At 41.9% G+C, this 20,702-nt stretch carries 16 protein-coding genes and 1 tRNA gene; 7 read left to right on the top strand and 10 right to left on the bottom strand.

Going from position 1 to position 20,702, the window contains the following annotated elements; genetic code table 11:
• Positions 1 to 50 precede the first annotated feature (50 nt).
• Together NVS78_RS05840 and NVS78_RS05835 are read left to right on the top strand one after the other, a co-directional pair.
• Complete coding sequence (locus tag NVS78_RS05840) at positions 51 to 977, top strand: lytic transglycosylase domain-containing protein (RefSeq protein ID WP_286358317.1); 927 nt, start codon at positions 51 to 53, stop codon at positions 975 to 977.
• A 72-nt stretch (positions 978 to 1,049) separates the two neighbouring features.
• Entirely contained in the window at positions 1,050 to 2,720 is a 1,671-nt protein-coding gene (locus NVS78_RS05835; protein WP_286358316.1) for a nucleoside kinase, read from the top strand.
• 249 nt (positions 2,721 to 2,969) lie between these two features.
• Here the strand turns inward: NVS78_RS05835 and NVS78_RS05830 are convergent, their stop codons facing one another.
• The 3 genes from NVS78_RS05830 to NVS78_RS05820 form a co-directional block, all read right to left on the bottom strand.
• Positions 2,970 to 3,620 (bottom strand): HAD family hydrolase, encoded by a 651-nt coding sequence (locus tag NVS78_RS05830; RefSeq protein WP_286358315.1) that lies wholly within the window; start codon positions 3,618 to 3,620, stop codon positions 2,970 to 2,972.
• Between the two features lie 83 nt (positions 3,621 to 3,703).
• Positions 3,704 to 3,776, bottom strand: a tRNA-Trp gene (locus tag NVS78_RS05825).
• Positions 3,777 to 3,885: 109 nt separating this feature from the next.
• Entirely contained in the window at positions 3,886 to 4,275 is a 390-nt protein-coding gene (locus NVS78_RS05820) for an immunoglobulin domain-containing protein (RefSeq protein WP_286358314.1), read from the bottom strand.
• A 239-nt stretch (positions 4,276 to 4,514) separates the two neighbouring features.
• On the opposite strand from NVS78_RS05820, the gene NVS78_RS05815 reads away from it, so the two are divergent.
• Positions 4,515 to 7,913, top strand: coding sequence for an ABC transporter permease/M1 family aminopeptidase (locus tag NVS78_RS05815; protein ID WP_286358313.1), 3,399 nt, complete (start codon positions 4,515 to 4,517; stop codon positions 7,911 to 7,913).
• A gap of 271 nt (positions 7,914 to 8,184) precedes the next feature.
• On the opposite strand, the gene mnmA is transcribed toward NVS78_RS05815, so the two are convergent.
• The 6 genes from mnmA to lysS all read right to left on the bottom strand — a co-directional run bounded on the left by mnmA (position 8,185) and on the right by lysS (position 15,995).
• Positions 8,185 to 9,225, bottom strand: a complete 1,041-nt coding sequence (gene mnmA, locus NVS78_RS05810; protein WP_286358312.1) for a tRNA 2-thiouridine(34) synthase MnmA — start codon at positions 9,223 to 9,225, stop codon at positions 8,185 to 8,187.
• A 38-nt stretch (positions 9,226 to 9,263) separates the two neighbouring features.
• Positions 9,264 to 10,925 carry a putative transporter gene (locus tag NVS78_RS05805; protein WP_286358311.1) on the bottom strand — a complete coding sequence of 554 codons (1,662 nt, stop codon included), beginning with the start codon at positions 10,923 to 10,925 and terminating at the stop codon, positions 9,264 to 9,266.
• 21 nt (positions 10,926 to 10,946) lie between these two features.
• On the bottom strand, positions 10,947 to 12,146 hold the full coding sequence (locus NVS78_RS05800) for a hypothetical protein (protein ID WP_286358310.1): 1,200 nt from the start codon (positions 12,144 to 12,146) through the stop codon (positions 10,947 to 10,949).
• 4 nt (positions 12,147 to 12,150) lie between these two features.
• The gene (locus NVS78_RS05795; RefSeq protein ID WP_286358309.1) at positions 12,151 to 13,122 is read right to left on the bottom strand and encodes a nucleoside recognition domain-containing protein; all 972 of its coding nucleotides are present in this window, start codon (positions 13,120 to 13,122) and stop codon (positions 12,151 to 12,153) included.
• 63 nt (positions 13,123 to 13,185) lie between these two features.
• On the bottom strand, positions 13,186 to 14,187 hold the full coding sequence (locus tag NVS78_RS05790; RefSeq protein WP_286358308.1) for an NAD(P)H-dependent glycerol-3-phosphate dehydrogenase: 1,002 nt from the start codon (positions 14,185 to 14,187) through the stop codon (positions 13,186 to 13,188).
• Between the two features lie 80 nt (positions 14,188 to 14,267).
• The gene (gene lysS, locus NVS78_RS05785; RefSeq protein ID WP_059026375.1) at positions 14,268 to 15,995 is read right to left on the bottom strand and encodes a lysine--tRNA ligase; all 1,728 of its coding nucleotides are present in this window, start codon (positions 15,993 to 15,995) and stop codon (positions 14,268 to 14,270) included.
• Between the two features lie 334 nt (positions 15,996 to 16,329).
• Here lysS and recJ point away from each other — a divergent pair, with 334 nt between their 5' ends.
• Complete coding sequence (recJ, locus tag NVS78_RS05780) at positions 16,330 to 18,054, top strand: single-stranded-DNA-specific exonuclease RecJ (RefSeq protein ID WP_286358307.1); 1,725 nt, start codon at positions 16,330 to 16,332, stop codon at positions 18,052 to 18,054.
• Positions 18,055 to 18,666, top strand: a complete 612-nt coding sequence (recR, locus tag NVS78_RS05775; protein WP_286358306.1) for a recombination mediator RecR — start codon at positions 18,055 to 18,057, stop codon at positions 18,664 to 18,666.
• A gap of 72 nt (positions 18,667 to 18,738) precedes the next feature.
• Here the strand turns inward: recR and cdd are convergent, their stop codons facing one another.
• A complete protein-coding gene (gene cdd, locus NVS78_RS05770) occupies positions 18,739 to 19,200 on the bottom strand; it encodes a cytidine deaminase (RefSeq protein WP_286358305.1) in 462 nt (153 codons plus the stop codon).
• Positions 19,201 to 19,248: 48 nt separating this feature from the next.
• On the opposite strand from cdd, the gene NVS78_RS05765 reads away from it, so the two are divergent.
• Entirely contained in the window at positions 19,249 to 20,169 is a 921-nt protein-coding gene (locus NVS78_RS05765; protein WP_286358304.1) for a glucosaminidase domain-containing protein, read from the top strand.
• Between the two features lie 8 nt (positions 20,170 to 20,177).
• A complete protein-coding gene (locus tag NVS78_RS05760) occupies positions 20,178 to 20,699 on the top strand; it encodes a DUF4199 domain-containing protein (protein WP_286358303.1) in 522 nt (173 codons plus the stop codon).
• The last annotated feature ends 3 nt before the right edge of the window (positions 20,700 to 20,702 follow it).

The raw sequence follows: 20,702 nt of genomic DNA, 5'->3' as shown, positions 1-20,702 counted from the left end.
GGAAAATAGGTATAAATATATTATATTCGAGAATTTAAAATAGAAAAGAAGTGAAGAAAGAAACCATCATAAAAATCCTGTTCCTTATCGTACTACTCGATACGGCTGCTGTCATTTACCTTATTTACCGTCCTGTCACGTTAGAGATACAACACGTATCCAAGGTTGTTCCTATGTTAAAGCCATCGGATATTTATTGTCCGGAAACATTCGATTTAGCAGGCGAGTACGTACCTTTAAAAAGAACCGACATTGCAGAAGCATTCCGCAAGGAACTAATCGTCAACACCTATTTACACTCCCATACGATTCAGATATTAAAGAATGTCTCCCGGTATTTTCCCATCATAGAACCCATATTGGAAGAGGAGGGAATACCGGATGACTTCAAATACCTCGCCGTCATCGAAAGTAGCCTGAATCCCTTGGCCGTCTCTCCCGCCGGAGCCGTCGGCTTATGGCAATTCATGAGCGGTACGGCCAAAGAACTGGGAATGGAAGTGAACAAAATTGTAGATGAACGGTATCATATTGAAAAATCAACGCGGGCAGCGTGCGCGTACCTGAAAAAAGCAAAAGAGAAATTCGGTTCTTGGGTAATGGCCGCTGCTTCCTACAATGCCGGAATGAACATGTTAACAAGACAAATCAATCTTCAAAAAGAGAATAATTATTATGACCTTCTTTTAGGAGAAGAGACGGGAAGATATGTCTTCCGGATCATGGCGATGAAGCAAATCATAGAGAACCCCCATCTATACGATTTTCACGTATCGGAGAAATATGAAGTAGAAAAATGCGAAGAGGTCAAAGTCAATAAAAACATCAAAGATCTGGCTCACTTTGCCAACACTCGCGGAATATCTTACAAAACTTTAAAACGTTTTAATCCTTGGCTCAGGGCAAACACGTTACATGCTTCCGGAAAGAAAAGTTATTATATCGCGATTCCCCGTCACCCTGAAAAATACAGATAATCGAAGCGGCACACAATTTGCATTACTGTTTTCGTAAGTATGAGTTTCCTAAAAAATAAAATATTCAATGCTATGGAAAAAAATAAAATAACGATCTATTGTGAAAATAACAAACAAGAATATATAATACCCACAGGATGCAGTTTGAAAGAACTCAAACAAACCGTATTCCCCCAGAACCATCAAAATATACTCGGAGCGTTAGTCAATAACGAATTACAGGATTTACATTACGAGATTTACAATCCCAAATGGATAAACTTTATAGACGTTACCTCTCTCGACGGTTATAGTATCTATATCCGTTCTCTTATTTTCGTTCTCTATAAAGCCGTAAAAACGCTTTTCCCGAAAAAGACGTTGATTGTCGAATACTCGATCTCCAACGGTCTGTTTTGCCGGATCGCAAATAAGGACCTGGTTCTTACGCCCGAAACGATCCTGAGTCTGAAAGAAGAAATGACCAGAATCATTGAACAAAACACGGAGATAATACGCCGGGAGACCCCCACGGAAGAAGCTATAAAACTTTTTCAACGGGAAGGATTGAAAGACAAAAAACTCCTGCTTTCCACCCGCGGCAAGATGTATACTTCGGTATATTCCATTAACGGAACCTCGGATTATTTCTACGGAACTCTTGCTCCAACCACAGGTTGTCTGAAAGTATTCGATCTGATCTCCTATAAAGACGGTATGTTGTTGATGTTACCCGACAGAAACAATCCGACGGAAATCTCTCCTTTTATCCCACAAGAGAAATTGTTCAACATTTTCAGTGAATACAAGCGATGGGGAAAAATCCTGGAAGTTTCTCAAATCGGAGATCTGAACCAAATTATAGAAAAAAAACAAGTGGGAGCCATGATCAAAATAAGTGAAGCTCTTCATGAGAAAAAAATCTCCCAAATAGCGGATTTAGTCAAAAAGAAACATAAAAAGGTGAAGGTAATCCTGATCGCCGGTCCTTCATCTTCCGGTAAAACAACGTTCGGCAAACGATTGGCCGTGCAACTTATGGTCAATGGAATCAAGCCCGTAAATTTATCCTTAGACAACTATTTCGTCGACCGGGAAAATACCCCCAGAGACGAAAAAGGAGAATATGATTTCGAAACCATTGACGCTCTTGATATCGACACGTTCAACGATAATATCCTGCAGTTACTACAAGGAAATGAGGTGGAGATACCAAAATTCTCCTTTGAAACGGGACAACGTTTTTACGATGGAGAAAAACTTAGGATCTCAAAGAATAACGTGATTATAGTGGAAGGCATACATGGTCTGAATCCTCGTTTGACGGAGTTTCTGCCCCAAGAGAATCTTTTCAAAATCTTTATTTCGGCATTAACTTCAATATCCATTGACAACCACAATATCATAAACCCTAAGGACAATCGTTTGATCCGACGAATGGTTCGCGATCATAAATACCGGGGATACTCGGCTTGGGACACCCTTAAACGATGGGAAAGCGTACTATCTGGAGAACAAAAACACATCGAACCTTATCAAGAAGAAGCAGATATTATTTTCAATTCGGCATTGGTATACGAATTAGGAGCTCTCAAACAACAAGCCGTTCCTTTACTGGAAGAGGTACTGACCAAATACCCGGAACACTCCAAAGCTTTACGTCTTTTAAAGTTCTTCTCCTATGTACAATCCGTCCCTACCAGAGAAATTCCCCCGACTTCCATTATCCGCGAATTCCTCGGAGGCAGCTCATTCAAATATTGACGATTAAGAGATTCTGTGATTAGAAAGCGATTTTATTTGACCCTATGGACCCAACGAGACAGGGGGCCGGGGGTTTTGTCTCATTGTTTAATTGCAAATTGCAGATTGACGATTTTAGATTAAAGGATTCCGTAATTAAGTGATTCATTTTCAATTCACTTTTTTCTTATGGACATTCGTTTTCTAATTTGCGATCTACAATGTCCACGGATAGCATCACGCTATCACAGAATTTATTATGTTTTTTTGCTATTGCAGCAATTTCAACATATCCGAAGGATGATCGACAATATGAACCGCTCCGTTATCCTCTAGTTCTTTTGCCGAACGAAAACCCCATGTTACCCCGATAGAGACGACTCCGCTATTCAATGCCGTCTGCATATCCACACCGGAATCGCCCACGTAAAGCGTCTCTTCCCGACTGACGCCTGCCTCCTTTAGTATATCAAAAACAACCGTAGGATCCGGTTTTATTGGAACACCTTCCCGTTGTCCGTAAACATAATGAAAAGTGTCTTCCCCGAAATAATGCGGAATCAAAGCTTGTGTAGCTGCATGATACTTGTTGGATGCAACAGCTAACAGAATACCTCTCCTTTTTAATTCGTTCAATAAATCCATTATCCCCGGATAAGGAGCCGTAAAATCTGCTTTATGCACGGCATAATAATCCATAAAGTCTTCCCGAATCTTCAATACATTTTCCGGCGTTCGCTCTCCTTCCGGTAAAGCCCGTTCTAACAACTTATTAATACCGTTCCCCACGAATTCTTTGTATTTACGCAACTCGTGCACGGGATAATTGTGTTTTTGCAAAGCATAGTTCGCACTAATAGCCAAATCATCCAACGAATTCAATAACGTTCCGTCCAAATCGAATATGATTAATCGGTTCATGTTGCAAGTGAAGATTTAATGTTAACGATCACAGGTTAGAAAATGATATCACAACTGTATTGATCGAGACGATGAATATTTTGCACGGGAGGAGAGGTTCGAACTCCCGACCCTCGGTTTTGGAGACCGATGCTCTACCAACTGAGCCACTCCCGTGTTTAGCGTTGCAAAATAAAGGATTTTTATCGAGAAAAACAAGCCGAATCGGATACTTTTCCAGTAATTCCACCTGTATACAATGAGTCTACAAAGTCTATAAAGTAAATTAGAGACTGTATGGCTTTGAGATAATAAAAATATAACAACTTTTCTTGGCCATGCCTATCGTATTTTCTGCTATAACGTTATAAGTTCCTGCATCACTTCTCTTTACACCTAATATCGTTAATGTATGCCTCTGCCCGTTGACATTTATAGAAGTTCTCTCGTCTTCGTAAATTCTACGGTCGCCTTTATACCAACGAACTTCAGGTGTTGGGGTTCCTACAACGACTACATCAATTTGAAGTGTTGCGCTTTCTTCTACATCTTGAGAACTTGGATCTGAGGTAAATTTCGGCATTTCGTCTCTTGCATTTGCCGCATTAGTTATGCTAATATAGCTCCCCGTGGTAGCTATAATAAGCATTATGATGAATACAATCTTCTTTTTCATAGTTAAGTGATTTTGAGCTACAAAACTCCAATAAAGTAAATAAAATAATCCTATAATGAAAGAATATTGTCTAATTTGTTATTAAAAATATAAATATATAGTGTATTATATATATTATCATTATCTTGTCGCATAGTTTAAAATACTAGTTTTCACGCAAATGATAAAAAGTAGGATTACCCAAGTCCGAGTACTGAAAGTAGCATAATGGAGTTTAATTGTTAATTATCATACACAATATGAATTTTAAGGATATAAATCTAGTGGTTCGATACGAGCGAAAGATAATCACGAGAAATTTCGTTTTCATTCTCTTGGCTTTTCTGTTAGTTGCTGGTATTTTGGGTTTTCACGTTTTTGCTCATAGTGATTGGCGTATTACCTCTTATGCTTTCAGGTCGGATATCCCCTCGGCTATTCCTTACACGAACGCTTACTTGTTTTGCGTGTTTCAGTTTTTTATCGCTATTTTCCTGGCGGGAGATTTTATACGACGCGAACCACTAAAAAACACGAACGAGGCCTTGCTGACCCGTCCCGTGGGGAATAGGGAATATGTGCTGGGGAAAGGTTTAGCCATGGCTATAAGCCTAGTAATGCTGGATGTAGTATTAATCATATTAACCGGTATGCTTCATTACTTAGCGACGGATGCAGTATTCTCTCCTTTATTGTATCTTTTTTATTTCTTTACCTTGACGTTACCGGCGATCCTTTTCACCACGGCCTTGATCATTTGCGTGAAAATGTTCGTTCGTTCACAGGTTTTAGCTTTGTTACTGTTGTTGTTCTACTGGTGGGCCTCTTTAACGTTGATTCCTTTTTTCGCTCACGGCATCGCGGACTTCACGGCATCGCGGGTACCGAATATCTTTTCGCCGCTGGCAGGACATCCCGGGATGGGAAGTTACCTATTACAGCGTCTGGTATTTTTTTGTATCGCATGGGGCTTATTCGCATTTTCGGTTCTCGGTTTCAGGCGATTTTCAGCGAGGTGGAAATATGCCGGTTTGGTTATAGCCGCTTGTTTCGGGGTGGGTGTACTGACCGGTTTGATTTATCTTTTTCCCTTTGAACGTCAAAGCGAGTTGAGGGAACACTATCGGTCTGTCTACCGGAATCACGATAATGCCGCTAAGGTAAACACAGTCGAACATGAGATCACCTTTCATCAGGCAGGGGAATGTTTGTCGTCGAGTAGTAGGCTCTTAATAGAGAATCGTAACGTGACGGCGATAGACACGGTATTGTTTTACCTGAACCCGGGTTTGGAGCTTTCCAGTTTGATAATAGACGGTAAAGCACTTTCTTTCGATAGAGAGGACCAGGTAATCATTGTACCCTTTAGGATGGAGCCGGGTAGAAGTTCGCTGGTGACAATGCGTTATTCCGGGAAACTATATGCGAATATTTGTTACCCGGAAATCGGGGACAAGGAATTTAATACCATGGATTTTAATAATATGTTGTGTTTGGGGCATCGTTTTTTCTTTTTGACGGATGATTTTAGTTTATTGACCCCCGAGTCGATGTGGTATCCCACGACCATTCCGGTTGTTAACATTGGTTTCCCCTGGATCTCCCGTCGGGATTACACGTCATACAAGTTAAAGATGGTAAATCCGACTCATAAAACGATACTTTCACAGGGAGAGATGTCCGTGAAAGGGGACACGACTTGTTTCGATAACGAGCAGAAACTTTTTGGAATAACTTTAGTCGCTGGAGATATGGATAAAGAACAGTTTCGGGATTCTGAATTTTTAAGCGAATATTATTACCCGGAAGGGGAAGTTCCCTGCCAAGGAGCATTTCTGGCATCAGAGGAAGGGAAAAGGCAATCGGTCGAAAAAATTAAGTTTGGTTTTATCACTTATTACGGTTATCCCTACAAGAAGGTCGCTCTCGTGGAAGTACCTGTCTCTTTTCACACGTTTATTCGTCCATGGAAAGAAGGGACTGATTATATTCACCCGGAAGTATTTTTGGTGCCGGAACGGCGAACAAGTAGATTGACGGATTTTAAGGATCTTTTGGAGAAAATGATACAGAGCAATATAGCTAAACTGTCTGGAAAAGATGAACGGATTGCTATGATAAAAAGTACTCCATTGGCTGATGTCGAAGCCAATATAATTGAAGCCAATTTTAACATGCGTTATGTGGGTCCGGTGCGTGAATTTTTCTCGTGGTTGCCCTTCGTGAAAAAAGATAAGAAGCGTAATTCTTCCACGGAGGATTCATGGAACAAATATGAATATTCTTTCCTGGGAAAGGAAGGGACCCTATTGTTGAGCTCCTCTCGATACCCGATGATCAACTCGATCTTTAAAGTGATGAAGCCGGATAAATTATCGACGGGTACAGGTAGTATCTGGTATAAAATGGAAAAAGAGTTAGAAGCTATCGAGTATCTTTCGGTGAATAGCTTGGAGCAAGCTTTTCAACCGGGAAAGGAAATTCCTGAAATGAAAAATATCGTGGCGGTGAAAGGGAGAGATTTGTGGAAGCGTCTGCAGCATCTGACAGGGGACTCCTTGCTTCGGGTTGTCGATGATTTCAGAGAACGCTATGCTTATCAAGAAGTTGATTTCGACGTGTTTTGTGACGAGTTGAATCGTCGTTTTGCTATTAACGTCTACCCGGTATTGAACGCGTGGTACACGAGTAAGGGAGTACCGGCGTTCGTTGTTCGGGATGTCGAGATAAACGAGGATCGGGAAAAAAAACAAGCAACGATTTACTTTAAAGTTTGGAATAAAAGTAACCTGGAGGGTATCGTTTCCGTGAATTACATACATTCACCGCTGTTTGGGCCAGAGGAAGAGGGCACTTTAAAGTCCATCACGATAGCTCCTCAAGCATGCCTGGAGGTTGCTCTGGTATCTCCGCTGAAAGGGTCTTTGAGTCGTTTTTGGGTCAGTACCGGTTTTTCGAGAAATGTACCGGAGCAATTTGTTGTTCGGAACCCGGGCAAGGTTTGGGTGGATCGGGATACGATTCGGGAGATCGACACGACGTATTTTACTCCTCCTGCTAATGAGATTATCGTGGATAACGAGGACGAGGGCTTCGTGATTCATGAAGAGCGGTCCTCTTATTTTGAAAGATCAAGTAAGGATAAAAAATACAGTCTTTATCCCCGGAATAAATCCGAGTGGCGTTGGACGCTTTTTGTTTCGAATCACGCTTACGGTGACGTGATGAGAAGTTTTTACAGTAAGTGTAGCGGCAGTGGTAAATCTCGGGTAGAGTGGAATGCCACGATCAAAGAAGCGGGTACGTATGAATTGTTTATCAAGTGTGTCACTACAGGAGGAACGTCATTTGTATTGGATGGAGGTCCGACGGTCGAATACTCTTTTTTTCACGATAGCGTGGAAGATAAGATATTTTTTACTCCACCCAAAAACGGAACTGCATTCACGGTCAAATTACATCGGGCAGGTGAGGGAGAAGAAGAAATTAAATTCGATTTGGGAAAGGGGGATGTGGATGCTGAATTTACAAAAGGATGGGTTTTTTCGGGGAAGTACGGACTTTCCCCGGGCGATGTAAAAGTAGTGCTTCAGGACAAAGGGCTTCAGCTCGGCGAGGTGTTAAATGCCGATGCAGTAAAGTGGGTTAAAGTGAAGTAGGTTTATAATTTCCTTAAGATCAAAAAATAATCACTCAATCACGGAATCGTTATATCATCGAATCTGTTAATTTACAATCATCAATCTGCAATCAAATAGCATATTGCACCTGTCCCTGTGGGTTATTGTAATTTACGATTCAATTATCGATCTGATCATCTTTAAATCATAAATCTAAAATCCGAAATCGTAAATCTCTTTAATCACAGAATCGTTATATCACCGAATCACTAAATCTCTTAATCTAAAATTTACAATCGTCATTCTATAATCAAACAATTCCTCCTCCGATCAGGCGTTCGCCACGATACAAGACTACCGGTTGCCCGGGAGCTACCGCCCAGGCCGGATGGGACAAATGCAACATCAACCGATTCCCGGGTAACTTCTCCACCTGAACATACCCCGACGGATTTAACCCCAATCCCCTGACTTTTACCTCTATATCTGCAGCATTCACCTCTTCGGGATCAATAAGATGAACGGATTCTATCTCTATGCGCTTCCGGAACAACGCAGATTTATCACTCACGATAATCCGGTTACTACCCACCTCTATCCGGGAAACATATTGAGGATTCCCGTCCTTTAAAGGAATATCCCGCTTTTGTCCGATCGTGTAATTCAAAACTCCATGATGGCTTCCCAATACATTACCCTGCTCATCCCATATCTCACCCGTTGAGGAGACAAAAGACGACCCGGTATGTTGACAGATAAACGTACGATAATCCGTTCCTTGCAAAAAACAGATTCCGGAGCTCTCCTTTTGCTTGGCAAGCAGCGGGAAACCATTCATTCGGGCTATCTCTTTTACCTCCTCTTTTCTGTATATTCCTAACGGAGTCAAGGCCCTGCTCAAAATCATCTCGTTCACTCCCCACAAAAAATAAGATTGATCTTTATTGGAATCCACCCCTTTGTACAAGTAATAGTGTCCGTTCTCTTTACCGATACGCACATAATGTCCTGTTGCTATATGTTGAACTCCTTGCCGATCCGCAAACTCTTTCAACAATTCCCATTTGACAAAACGGTTACACACGGCACACGGATTCGGTGTAATACCCGCCAAATACCCCTGAAGAAAAGGACGAACCACGTCACGTCCAAAACGTTCCCTCCCTTCAATACGATACAAGGGAATTTCTATTTGTTTACAAAATTCCTCCAAATCACGATTGTGTACCTGCCCATTCGCCGGCCATAAATCCAAATTTACCCCTATAACTTCATACCCCTGTTGTCGTAACAACAAGGCTGTCACAAAACTATCTACCCCTCCGCTAAGACCGACGACTATTTTTCGCATTCTTCGAATCAGATACAATTAACAAAATCATCTTTCCCTCATGCTACAAACAAAATTAAAAGCTGTGCTGTCAATACGCGCAGGAACATGGTTAACGGATAAACCGTTGCATAACTTACCGAAGGCATATCGTTTCCGACCACTCCATTCGAATAAGCTAAAGCGGGCGGGTCTGTCGTGCTGCCGGCGATCAATCCCATCATAGTAAAGTAATTGATTTTATAGAAAAGCCGGGCAATGATCCCCACGATCAATAAGGGTAAAACGGTAATTACGACACCGTATCCGATCCAATTCAATCCGCCACCTTCGATCACCGTCTCTACGAATCCTTCTCCGGCTCCCAACCCGACACCGGCCAGGAACAGAGAAATTCCTACCTCCCGCAACATTAGATTCGCACTCATCGTGGTATAGGTCACCAATTTATAATGAGGACCAAAACGACTGATCAATATGGAAACGATTAAAGGACCTCCTGCCAATCCTAATTTCACCGGTTGAGGAATGCCCGGAAATGTAAAAGGAATACTTCCTAAAAAAACGCCCAAAAATATACCTAAGAATATAGGAACCAGATTGGGTTCTCTCAACCTACGCAACGAATTACCCAACACCTTCGCCACATTATCAACAGCAGCCTCCGGCCCCACGACAGTCAAACGGTCTCCCATCTGCAGTTGCAAATTCGGCTTAGCGACCAAATCGAAACCGGCGCGATTTACCCGCGTCACGTTTACGCCGAAACAGTTCCGCAACTTCATATCTCCCAATAACTTTCCGTTTATATCGGATTTGGTAATGACAACCCGTCTTGAAACCAGCTGTTTATCCAATTGTTCCCAGGCAACATCCACCTGTTCTCCCAAAAAGGCTGTAATAGCCTCTATATCTTTCGATGCAGCCACAACCAATAGTTTATCCCCCGCCTTCAATCGGGTATCGGAAGAACCGATTTCAATCCGGTCATCTCCGTGACAAACCCTGGAAAAAACAAACTTACGGTTGATAAGACGGGTTACCTCCATCACGTCCTTGCCAAACAGAGCCGGATTAGTGACTTTCACGGAAAATTGTTGTGCACTCGTGGCCTTATCTTCATCCTGCTTTTCCAACACCTCATGCTCGCGTTCAAATTTAATCCTGAAAATCACACGTATCAATAAAATAGACCCGATGATTCCGATAACCCCCAAAGGATAGGCAACCGCATATCCTAAAGGAATCGTAGGATCACCTACCCCGGTCATATCCGTATAGGCTTGCTGGGCAGCTCCCAATCCCGGGGTATTGGTTACGGCTCCCGAAAGGATTCCTACCATAGTCGTTATCGGCAATCCGGTTATCAAGTGAATCACGTAGGCTGTAATCACACCCAAAAAGACAATCATTGAGGCCAACACGTTCAAGGTCAATCCCCCTTTCTTAAAGGAGGAAAAAAAACCGGGCCCGACCTGCATTCCCACGGAATACACGAAAAGGATCAACCCGAACTCTTTTACAAAATGCAACGTATGTTCATCCACCCTCATCCCGAAATGACTACAGATAATACCCACGAAAAGTATCCAGGTAATACCCAGGGAAATCCCTTTTATCTTTACTTTGCCCAAAACAATTCCGATAGCGATAACGATAGCGAACACCAAAACGGAGTGCGCTATACCTTGCCCGAAAAATAAGGAGTCTAACCAAGCCATACAATATCTGTTATTTAATAATTACGAATTCGTTTCCGAACGTTCTTTCATTTTATCTATCGAACGGCAGAAGCGGATACCCTCCCGAAACAATTTACGATATGTAATATGCGTCTTGGATATCTTTGCCCCTATATACTCCATCAAATGAATCATCTGCGGATTAAAATCACCTATCCAGTTCATCTCCAACCAATCATATTTCTTACGCCTTTCGATTATATTACTACAAAATACCCGGATCAAAGCGGCTTCAACACCCTTTCCCTGAAACTCGGACACCACTCCAAAAATCTGTCCCAACGCCACATTTCCCTTCTTGATATGACGGTAATATAAAAATTTTAAAAGTCCTATTCCGTTCAATTTCCCATTGAGGTGTTTGATAATATAATTCAATTCCGGAAACATGATAAAAAAACCAATCGGTCGTCCCTTATAATAGGCAAAATACAAGAGATTCGGATCTAAAATCGGCTTAATAGTCTTAAACAGAGCTTCTACCTGCTCCATTTGCATTTTTCCCACACCGTGTACATTCTCGTTCCAAGCATGATTATATACCTCTAAAAAGGCTTTTTTCGCCTCCCGGGCATCTATTTGAGAGTAACATACAATCGAATAATCCGGATTTTTCAATAAACGATCCGACTTCCATACCACTACTTTCGAAAGACTTTCCATAACCAACCGGGTCCGATAGGTATATTGCTTAAAATAATCCAGGAAACCGTACTCCTCGAAAAATTTTATATAATATTTATGCGTGTAAGGCATTCCATAGTTTGGTTGCACAAAACCGTCTACCAAGAGTCCCCACCATTCATTGCGTTCGCCAAAATTCACGGGTCCCTCCATCGCCTCCATTCCCCTGGCCTCCAACCACTCCCGGCAACGATCAAAAAGCATAAAAGCCGCTTTTCGATCATCGATACATTCAAAGAACCCCATTCCCCCCACAGCATAAGAATCCATACGACAAGTATGTTCATCGATAAAAGAAGCTACCCTTCCCACGCAAACCCCGTTTTCATCCCTCAGTAACCAACGGGTACATTCTCCGTGTTTAAAATAAGGATTTTTATCAGGATCAAATACATTATTGATATCATTGTCTAAAGGACGTACCCAATTTTTATCATTTTTATAAAGGGTCACAGGCAACAATAAAAACTCTCTTGCCTGCTGTTGATTCTTAACTTCTTCTATTGTATATTCCATAACACTAATTTAAAGAATTGGATACCTGAGATTTGGCAAACCACTTTTCATGATCATGACGAGAGCGCATAAAATACTCCCCTCTTTTTATCCACACGACGATCAAAGCCAACACCATTCTCGGTAACATCAACCACCAAAAAGGTAAACCCATAACCCAAAACAGAAGAGGATCTTCCAATTGAGAATGGGAGATCGCCAAATGATGGTTCAGTAAATTCGCTTCCCGGTGGTTCAACTTACCCGATTTCGCACAATCCAACATGATGGCCGAACCATATGCCAATCCCACGGTATTACCTACCAACCAAAGAAAAGCGACCTCGGGAGATAACCCGAAAATACGCATCAGGGGCGATAATAAACCGGACAATACTTTTAATATACCAAACTCCTCCAAGACCCGTTGCAGAATCATTAACCCCGAAATCACCCCCACGATTTTCAAAGAGAGAAATAGGGCATTAACCAGCCAATGTTGCATCGTTGCCCAAAACGGTAAAACCGTTAAAGTCTCCTTCATCATTTTTTCTCCCATCTCCGGCAATAAAATATTCAATCCGAACGCAGCAACAAAACTCATAACGATCCTTAAAACGATCATACCTATAAAAGAAGAACCCGTTTTCTGCAACACCAAAGTCTCCACGATAAAATTATGAGAAATCAGGCACATGGTCGCCATAATCACACACTCCCGTACGGTAAAATCCAGCGTCGAAAGCAAAGCGATCACCGTGTATATATTCGTAAAAATACTCGTGACAAAAACCAATGCCGCATCGCCCGGCAAACCGACCCATTTAAATAAAGGAGCGGCAAAAGAGGAGATATAAGGCAGAATATCGAAATAAGAAAGCAACGTGACGAACAAAGAGACGGGTAACATGATTTTCAAAAACCACAACGACGTCCGCAAGGCAACCGGCAACGCCTTACTTACACAATGTCCCATCCTTTTCCCTATCTTTTTCACCACACTCTTAATTTACAATTCCAAATTAAAATCATTTTTTCGGCACCATCACCCTTAAACATGTTACCTTAACTCATCCGTTAAAAGCCGTATCTCCATCGTCGGACTTATTCTCTCGTATAAAATATTATAAACCGCATTGGTAATAGGCATATGTACGTTATAATGTTCATTGATCTCATGAATTCCCTTCACACCAAAATACCCTTCCGCGATCATCAACATCTCTAATTGAGCCGACTTCACGGAATATCCTTTCCCGATCATGGTTCCAAAAGTCCGATTCCGACTAAATTGTGAATAAGCCGTTACCAACAGGTCTCCCAGATAAGCCGAATTTTTAATATCACGTTCTATCGGATGTACCGCATCCACGAAACGCTTCATCTCCTGAATCGCATTGGATATCAAAACAGCCTGAAAATTATCTCCGTATCTTAATCCATGACAAATTCCGGCCGCAATGGCAAAGACGTTTTTCAATACGGCTCCGTATTCCGTCCCGTAAATATCATCCGATATCGCCGTTTTCACGTAATGGCACTCAAACAATTGCGCTATCGCCCGGGCCAATTTCAAATCTTCACATGAAAAAGTAAGATAAGAGAGACGCTCCAAAGCAATCTCTTCGGCATGGCAGGGGCCGGAAATAATTACGATCTGCCCGAAAGGTACATCATAACATTTATGAAAAAACTCCCCGATAATCAAATTATCGTCCGGAATCAATCCTTTTATGGCGGATACGACAATTTTCTCTTTCAACGGAACCCGTAATCGAGATACCACATTTTTCAAAAAGGCACTCGGAATGGCAAAAACAATAATATCCGATTGAGTAACCAATTTATCCAAATCATCGGTAAAATTAATTTTCTCCAGGTCAAATTCAACTTCACACAAATACCGCGGATTGTGATTCAAACCTTTAAAAGCCTTTATGGTCTCCATATTGCGCATAAACCAATTAATACGACCATTGTTTTCCGTCAGCATCTTAGATATGGCAGTAGCCCAACTACCTCCGCCGACAATCCCGATCCTGGGTTTATCACTTATTTGCATGATACTTTTATTAATAATGAACGATTTACGATTCACGAATATCATTTGTGAATCGTAAATCGCAATATAAAACTTTAAATTTATTTATTCAACCACACCCTTACCTCATCCTGTGTCGGGTTCGTCAATCCCAATTTTTCTTTTTTATTAATCCCGCACAATTCCTGGTGAAACTTATTCGGATTCTCAACTTCCTTCAAAGACTCCACGGTTTGGTGGCCGATCTTCCGAATCACAGGAATCCACTCTTCGGCAATCCCCAATTCTAAAAATTTCTCATCACCATCTACCGGTATTTTCTTTTCCGGTTTCATTTGAGGGAAAAGCAAAACATCTTGGATCGAAGCACTGTTCGTCAAAAACATACATAAACGATCGATTCCTATTCCCATTCCTGAGGTAGGAGGCATACCGTACTCCAATGCCCGCACGAAATCATAGTCGATGAACATAGCCTCATCATCCCCCCTCTCCTGTAAAGCCAATTGATCCTTAAACCGATTCAATTGATCTATCGGATCGTTCAACTCGGAGTAAGCGTTTGCCACCTCCTTTCCGTTCACGAACAATTCGAAACGTTCCGTCACGCCGGGATCCGTCCGATGCATTTTGGTCAACGGGGACATCTCGACCGGATAATCGTAAATAAATGTCGGTTGAATATAATGACCTTCACACTTCTCTCCAAACAACTCGTCTATCAGTTTCCCTTTCCCCATGGTTTCATCTACCTTCAATCCAATGGATAAACAAAACGCCCGAATCTCCTCTTCACTTTTTCCGGTAATATCATAACCGGTATATTCTTTTATGGCATCCGCCATCCTTATTCTTTTAAAAGGACGCTTAAAGTCCACCTCATTTTCGCCAAACGGAGCTTTCGTCGTTCCGTTTACCGCCAATGCCGCCGCCTCTATCATACGCTCCGTACAATCCATCATCCACTTATAATCCTTATAAGCCACGTATACCTCCATACAAGTGAACTCCGGATTATGGGTGCGATCCATTCCTTCGTTCCTGAAATTCCGGGAAAACTCGTAAACTCCGTTAAAACCTCCGACAATTAACCGCTTTAAATACAATTCATTAGCAATCCTCAAATAGAGAGGGATATCCAATGCATTATGATGCGTAATAAAAGGACGGGCCGAAGCTCCTCCCGGTATGGCTTGCAAAACAGGCGTCTCCACTTCCACACACCCCATTTCATTATAGAATTGACGAATAGCATTGATCATCTTGGTACGCTTCACGAATACCTCTTTCACTTGCGGATTCACGATCAAATCCAAATAACGTTGACGATAACGCATTTCAGGATCCGTAAACGCGTCGAATACTTTTCCGTCTTTTTCTTTCACGACCGGAAGCGGACGCAAAGATTTGGACAACATGGTCAGTTCCTTGGCATGTACAGAAATCTCTCCCATATTAGTACGGAATACATGGCCTTTCACGCCGACGATATCTCCGATATCCATCAGTTTCTTAAACACCACATTATACATCGTACTATCCTCTCCCTCCGAAATATCATCTCGACTCACGTATACCTGTATCCGACCGGCAGCATCCTGTATTTCAAAAAACGAAGCTTTACCCATGATTCGCCGACTCATCATCCTGCCGGCAATCACCACCTCCTCCTGTAACTCTTCGGGAGAGGTTTCAAACTTATCCCGAATCTCTTTAGAGAGATGAGTAACCTTAAATTCCGGAGCCGGATAAGCATTTATCCCCATCTTATTCAACTCATTCAACGAGTTCCGACGAATTATTTCCTGTTCACTTAATTCTATGCTCATTTTCAATCAACTTTTAGCGGTTTTAGAACATACTTCGCGCAAACGAAAGTTTTAATAAAGTGCAAAGATAGTAATAATTTTAGATTTACTAATTCATAACAAACCGATTCCATCATTGAAAAATGAAAAGTGAAAAAAGTTTATTCACCCTTATTTCAACCTCTCTTCTTTTTTCAAACTTTTAGGTTTATCCTCTATCTTTTAACTTTTAGCCCACTCTGATTTACAATTCGATAGCATAAAATACTCTATCGGTTAAAAAAATATAACTACGAATCTTTTGAAATCACGGGGAAATTCTACTACTTTGTAGCTGAATAGGAGAAAGTGTATAATGAAAAAAAGATGGGTAGTCAATACCCCACCGGGGTGGGAAAAAATAGAAACTTTATCAAAACAACTTAACTGCAGTCATGTCATTGCAAACCTTTTAATACAAAGAGGGGTAGAAACTGCAGACGAGGCCCACGCTTTCTTCAATCCGACTTTAAACATGCTGCACGATCCCTTCCTGATGAAAGATATGGACAAAGCGGTTGCCCGATTAGAAAAAGCCATTCAAACGGAAGAGAAAATCATGATCTACGGAGATTATGACGTAGACGGCACAACGGCCGTAGCATTGTTGTATAAATACCTTAAAAATAAATGTGAAAAACCGGAGTATTATATACCGGATCGTTATACGGAAGGTTACGGGGTTTCTATTCGGGCCATCGATTATGCCGCCCAACACGGAATCACTCTTATGATTGTCACCGATTGCGGAGTAAAAGCCGTAGAAAAAGTCCGTTACGCTCAAACCAAAGGGGTAGATGTAATTATTTGTGATCATCATACCCCCGGAGAGCAACTACCGGAAGCCGTTGCCGTATTGGATCCGCAACGAAGCGACTGCAACTATCCCTATCGTTGGCTCAGCGGTTGCGGCGTAAGTTTCAAATTGGCCCAAGCTTATAGTTTGAAACACGATCTTCCGATGTCGGAACTTTACAGTTTATTGGATCTGATATGTGTCAGCATCGCCAGCGATATCGTTCCCATTACGGGAGAAAACCGAATACTGGCTCACTACGGACTACAGCAACTCAACGAACGCCCCAGCTTGGGGCTGAACACCATATTAAAATTTTCCGGCATCAATAAACCCCTAACGATCAACGATATCGTTTTCCGTATCGGTCCCAAGATCAATGCCGCCGGACGGGTCGAATCGGGTAATAAATCGGTCGAACTACTCATCGCAGACGATGCCCAAAAGGCGATGGAGGTTGCCGAAAGTATCAATAACTTTAACGACCAACGTAAAAAACTGGATCACAACATCACGGAAGAAGCCTTGGAGTATATCGGTCAGGCCCAATACGATCAATCCCAGAAAGCCACGGTTTTGTTTAATCCCAACTGGCATAAAGGAGTTATCGGAATCGTGGCATCCCGCTTAACGGAGTACTATTACAGGCCGACCGTCATTCTGACCGAGTCTAACGGTTTAGCTACGGGATCCGCACGTTCGGTAGAGGGATTCGACCTTTATTACGCCATTTCCCAATGCAGTGAATATTTAGAAAATTACGGGGGACACAAATATGCTGCCGGGTTAACGTTAAAACTCGAAAACATCGAACCCTTCCGTAAAAGATTCCAACAAATCGTCAGTGAAACGATCACCGACGAGATGTTGATTCCGCAAATCAATATCGATGCTAAAATAAAATTGGGAGATATCACTCCGGAACTTTATAACATGATTCAAAAATTCGCTCCTTTCGGACCGAATAACAACATTCCCGTTTTCATGACGGAAAACGTAACCAATTTTATCGGATCAAAGCAGGTCGGACGTAATAACGAACACCTCAAATTAGTGGTGGTAGACGACACCCGTATCTGTAATGACCGGAGCGGCATCGCCTTCAGCATGGGGGATTACTTTAACCGCATCAGTAAAGGAGAATATTTCGACATCTGTTACACCTTGCAAGAAAACGTTTTCATGGGAAAAATCGATATACAAATGATGATTCGAGATATTAAATTCAAAGAAGATAATAGATAAATGCAATCGTTCTCTTCCAAATTAGTAGAAAAAGCGGTAGAACAATTTGCCACCCTACCGGGCATCGGACGTAAAACGGCCCTCCGATTCGCCCTTCATATACTACACCGAAACAAGGAAGAGGTCGAACAGTTCACAAACAGCATTTTACAGTTAAAAGAATCCATTCGGGAATGCAACCAATGTCATAACATCACGGATCAGGAAACATGCGAGATTTGTGCCGATCCGCAACGGGACACCGGCACGATTTGTGTCGTGGAAGACATTAAGGACCTGATGTCCATCGAAGCCACAGGACAATATCATGGCATTTACCATGTATTGGGAGGAATCATCTCACCCATGGACGGCGTCGGACCGGCCGATTTACACATTGACACGTTAATTTCCCGGATATCAACCTCTCCGGTAAAAGAGATCATCTTCGCCTTGCGAGCCACCATTGAAGGAGATACGACCGGTTACTATATCTACAAAAAGCTACCCCGACGGGAAGAATTGATTATCAGCACCCTTTCCAAAGGAATCGCCGTGGGAAACGATCTCGAATATACCGACGAACTCACTTTAGGACGCTCCATCATCAACCGGGTAGCGTTCAAAATCTGAACCCCGCACCTTTTATACCTCCATGCTCCGCCGTTTAATCAATAGGGCATCATGAAATACGGCTTCCCGGAATTACATATCAAAGGCAAAAGGCAGTAATTGACTGGCTTTAACACTGATCGTCGTTTTTCGTCCTATTAAAATAACGTCGAAGTCAGATCGGTATCGTTTTATCACTTCGGAGATCACTTGCCGGCAGGCTCCGCAGGGAGTTATAAACTCTTCCAAAGGGACCCCTTTATTACAGGCCGCAACAGCCATGGCTTTTACTCCCACCTCTGGAAAGGAGGAACAGGCATAAAACAAAGCCGTACGCTCGGCGCAGATTCCCGAGGGGAAAGCCGCATTTTCCTGATTCGAACCGCACACGATCTCCCCGTTATTCAGCAAAACAGCTGCTCCTACCGCAAATTCGGAGTATTTACAATAAGCATTACGCGTCATTTCAGAGGCAGCATGACATAACTCCTCATACTCTTCCGGGCAAGATTCTTTATATACCTTGTATTCTATCTTCAATTCCGCTTTTTCCATTCTGTTTTTTTTATTATTTTTACCGCCTAATATAAAACAATATATCCGATGATGAACAAATTTTACTTTTTTTTCATTTTTTGCTTGGCTTGTTGCCAAGTAGCCGCGGCAAATCCGGATAGCAGACAACACTATATCAAAAAATACAAGGATCTCGCGATTCAGGAAATGGACCGTACCGGTATCCCCGCCAGTATTAAATTAGCTCAAGGAATATTGGAATCGGGTTGCGGCAGATCCGAGCTCTCTATAAATGCCAATAATCATTTCGGTATCAAATGCCATGACTGGAGCGGCCCCAGTTTTAAAAAAGACGATGACCGGAAAAACGAATGTTTCCGTAAATACAAAAGTCCGGAACAGTCATGGGTAGACCACAGTAACTTCCTGACTTCACGCTCGAGATACTCCTTTCTTTTCGAGCTTTCTAAAACGGACTACAAAGGATGGGCAAAAGGATTGAAAAAAGCAGGATATGCCACGGCTCCGGATTATGCTCAAAAACTGATCAGAATCATCGAGGAAGAAAAATTATTCATCTACGATCGCCCCGGGAAACGAGTAAAACCGATTCCCCACGAAATGAACTACACCCTGAACGGGGGACCGGACTATCAACAACGAGTCGTCTACATCAACAACAGACCCTGTATCAAAATTAAGGAAGGTGACACGTTCGAAGCGATTGCCCGATATTTCGGAATCCCGTTAAAACGGTTATTGTCTTACAACGACAAAAAGGAGACTTCTATTCGAACAGGCATGCATGTATTTCTAAAGCACAAGAGAAATAAAGCGCCTAAAGGCTATACCTTTCATAAAGTCAAAAAAGGAGATAGCATGTATATGATTTCTCAAATATACGGCATCAAATTGAGTCGGTTACTTCGATATAATTTTATGGAAAACGGAAGCCAACCTCAAATCGGAGAAATGATATCCCTAAGAGGTTATTCTCAACTCTATTGATCGTCATAATGAAAAAAACAACAAGTGAATTTTTACTCTACAATAGTATCTTCGGTCTATTTGTCGGCGGAAGTTATATCGTAGCTTCTTTAGTGTTTTTCTGGAGCGGGAAAAATATCTCACTGAACCCACAACTGAACAACATTATTTTAATGCTAACGATTGCCGGTATTTTTTTAGGAGTAAAAAAATACCGGGACGACCATTTAGAAGGAATCATCTCTTACGGGAAATCCTTCTCGACCGGAATATATATCCTAACGATTGCCTCTTTTCTCTATGCCTTATACATCTTTATTTTTTACACGAGTGATCCCGATCTGATGGAACAATTCAAAAAAGTAATGCTCTCCATCCTAAAACAAATATACGGGAACACACCCCTTTACGAAACGTTTGAAAAAAGTATTCAATCTTTTTTGTATCCCGCCAGTATCGCTGTCGGAGAGTTCCTGAACAAACTATTTTTCGGTATCATTCTCACGCTATTTTTAGCCGGGATTTTACGCAAACGCGTTTCTCGCTATTAACAT

The organism is Gabonibacter chumensis (assembly GCF_024741215.1).
In the GTDB taxonomy this organism is placed as follows: Bacteria; Bacteroidota; Bacteroidia; order Bacteroidales; family Marinifilaceae; genus Gabonibacter; species Gabonibacter massiliensis.
Note: the sequence above shows the minus strand (reverse complement) of the source record. Positions and strands in the feature narration are given on the sequence as shown.

Coding starts and splice junctions, on each gene's coding strand:
- recR (WP_286358306.1), top strand. CDS start 18,055: ATGCAATCGTTCTCTTCCAAATTAGTAGAAAAAGCGGTAGAACAATTT.
- NVS78_RS05815 (WP_286358313.1), top strand. CDS start 4,515: ATGAATTTTAAGGATATAAATCTAGTGGTTCGATACGAGCGAAAGATA.
- NVS78_RS05820 (WP_286358314.1), bottom strand. CDS start 4,275: ATGAAAAAGAAGATTGTATTCATCATAATGCTTATTATAGCTACCACG.
- recJ (WP_286358307.1), top strand. CDS start 16,330: ATGAAAAAAAGATGGGTAGTCAATACCCCACCGGGGTGGGAAAAAATA.
- NVS78_RS05830 (WP_286358315.1), bottom strand. CDS start 3,620: ATGAACCGATTAATCATATTCGATTTGGACGGAACGTTATTGAATTCG.
- lysS (WP_059026375.1), bottom strand. CDS start 15,995: ATGAGCATAGAATTAAGTGAACAGGAAATAATTCGTCGGAACTCGTTG.
- NVS78_RS05805 (WP_286358311.1), bottom strand. CDS start 10,925: ATGGCTTGGTTAGACTCCTTATTTTTCGGGCAAGGTATAGCGCACTCC.
- NVS78_RS05765 (WP_286358304.1), top strand. CDS start 19,249: ATGATGAACAAATTTTACTTTTTTTTCATTTTTTGCTTGGCTTGTTGC.
- NVS78_RS05835 (WP_286358316.1), top strand. CDS start 1,050: ATGGAAAAAAATAAAATAACGATCTATTGTGAAAATAACAAACAAGAA.
- NVS78_RS05760 (WP_286358303.1), top strand. CDS start 20,178: ATGAAAAAAACAACAAGTGAATTTTTACTCTACAATAGTATCTTCGGT.
- mnmA (WP_286358312.1), bottom strand. CDS start 9,225: ATGCGAAAAATAGTCGTCGGTCTTAGCGGAGGGGTAGATAGTTTTGTG.
- cdd (WP_286358305.1), bottom strand. CDS start 19,200: ATGGAAAAAGCGGAATTGAAGATAGAATACAAGGTATATAAAGAATCT.
- NVS78_RS05800 (WP_286358310.1), bottom strand. CDS start 12,146: ATGGAATATACAATAGAAGAAGTTAAGAATCAACAGCAGGCAAGAGAG.
- NVS78_RS05790 (WP_286358308.1), bottom strand. CDS start 14,187: ATGCAAATAAGTGATAAACCCAGGATCGGGATTGTCGGCGGAGGTAGT.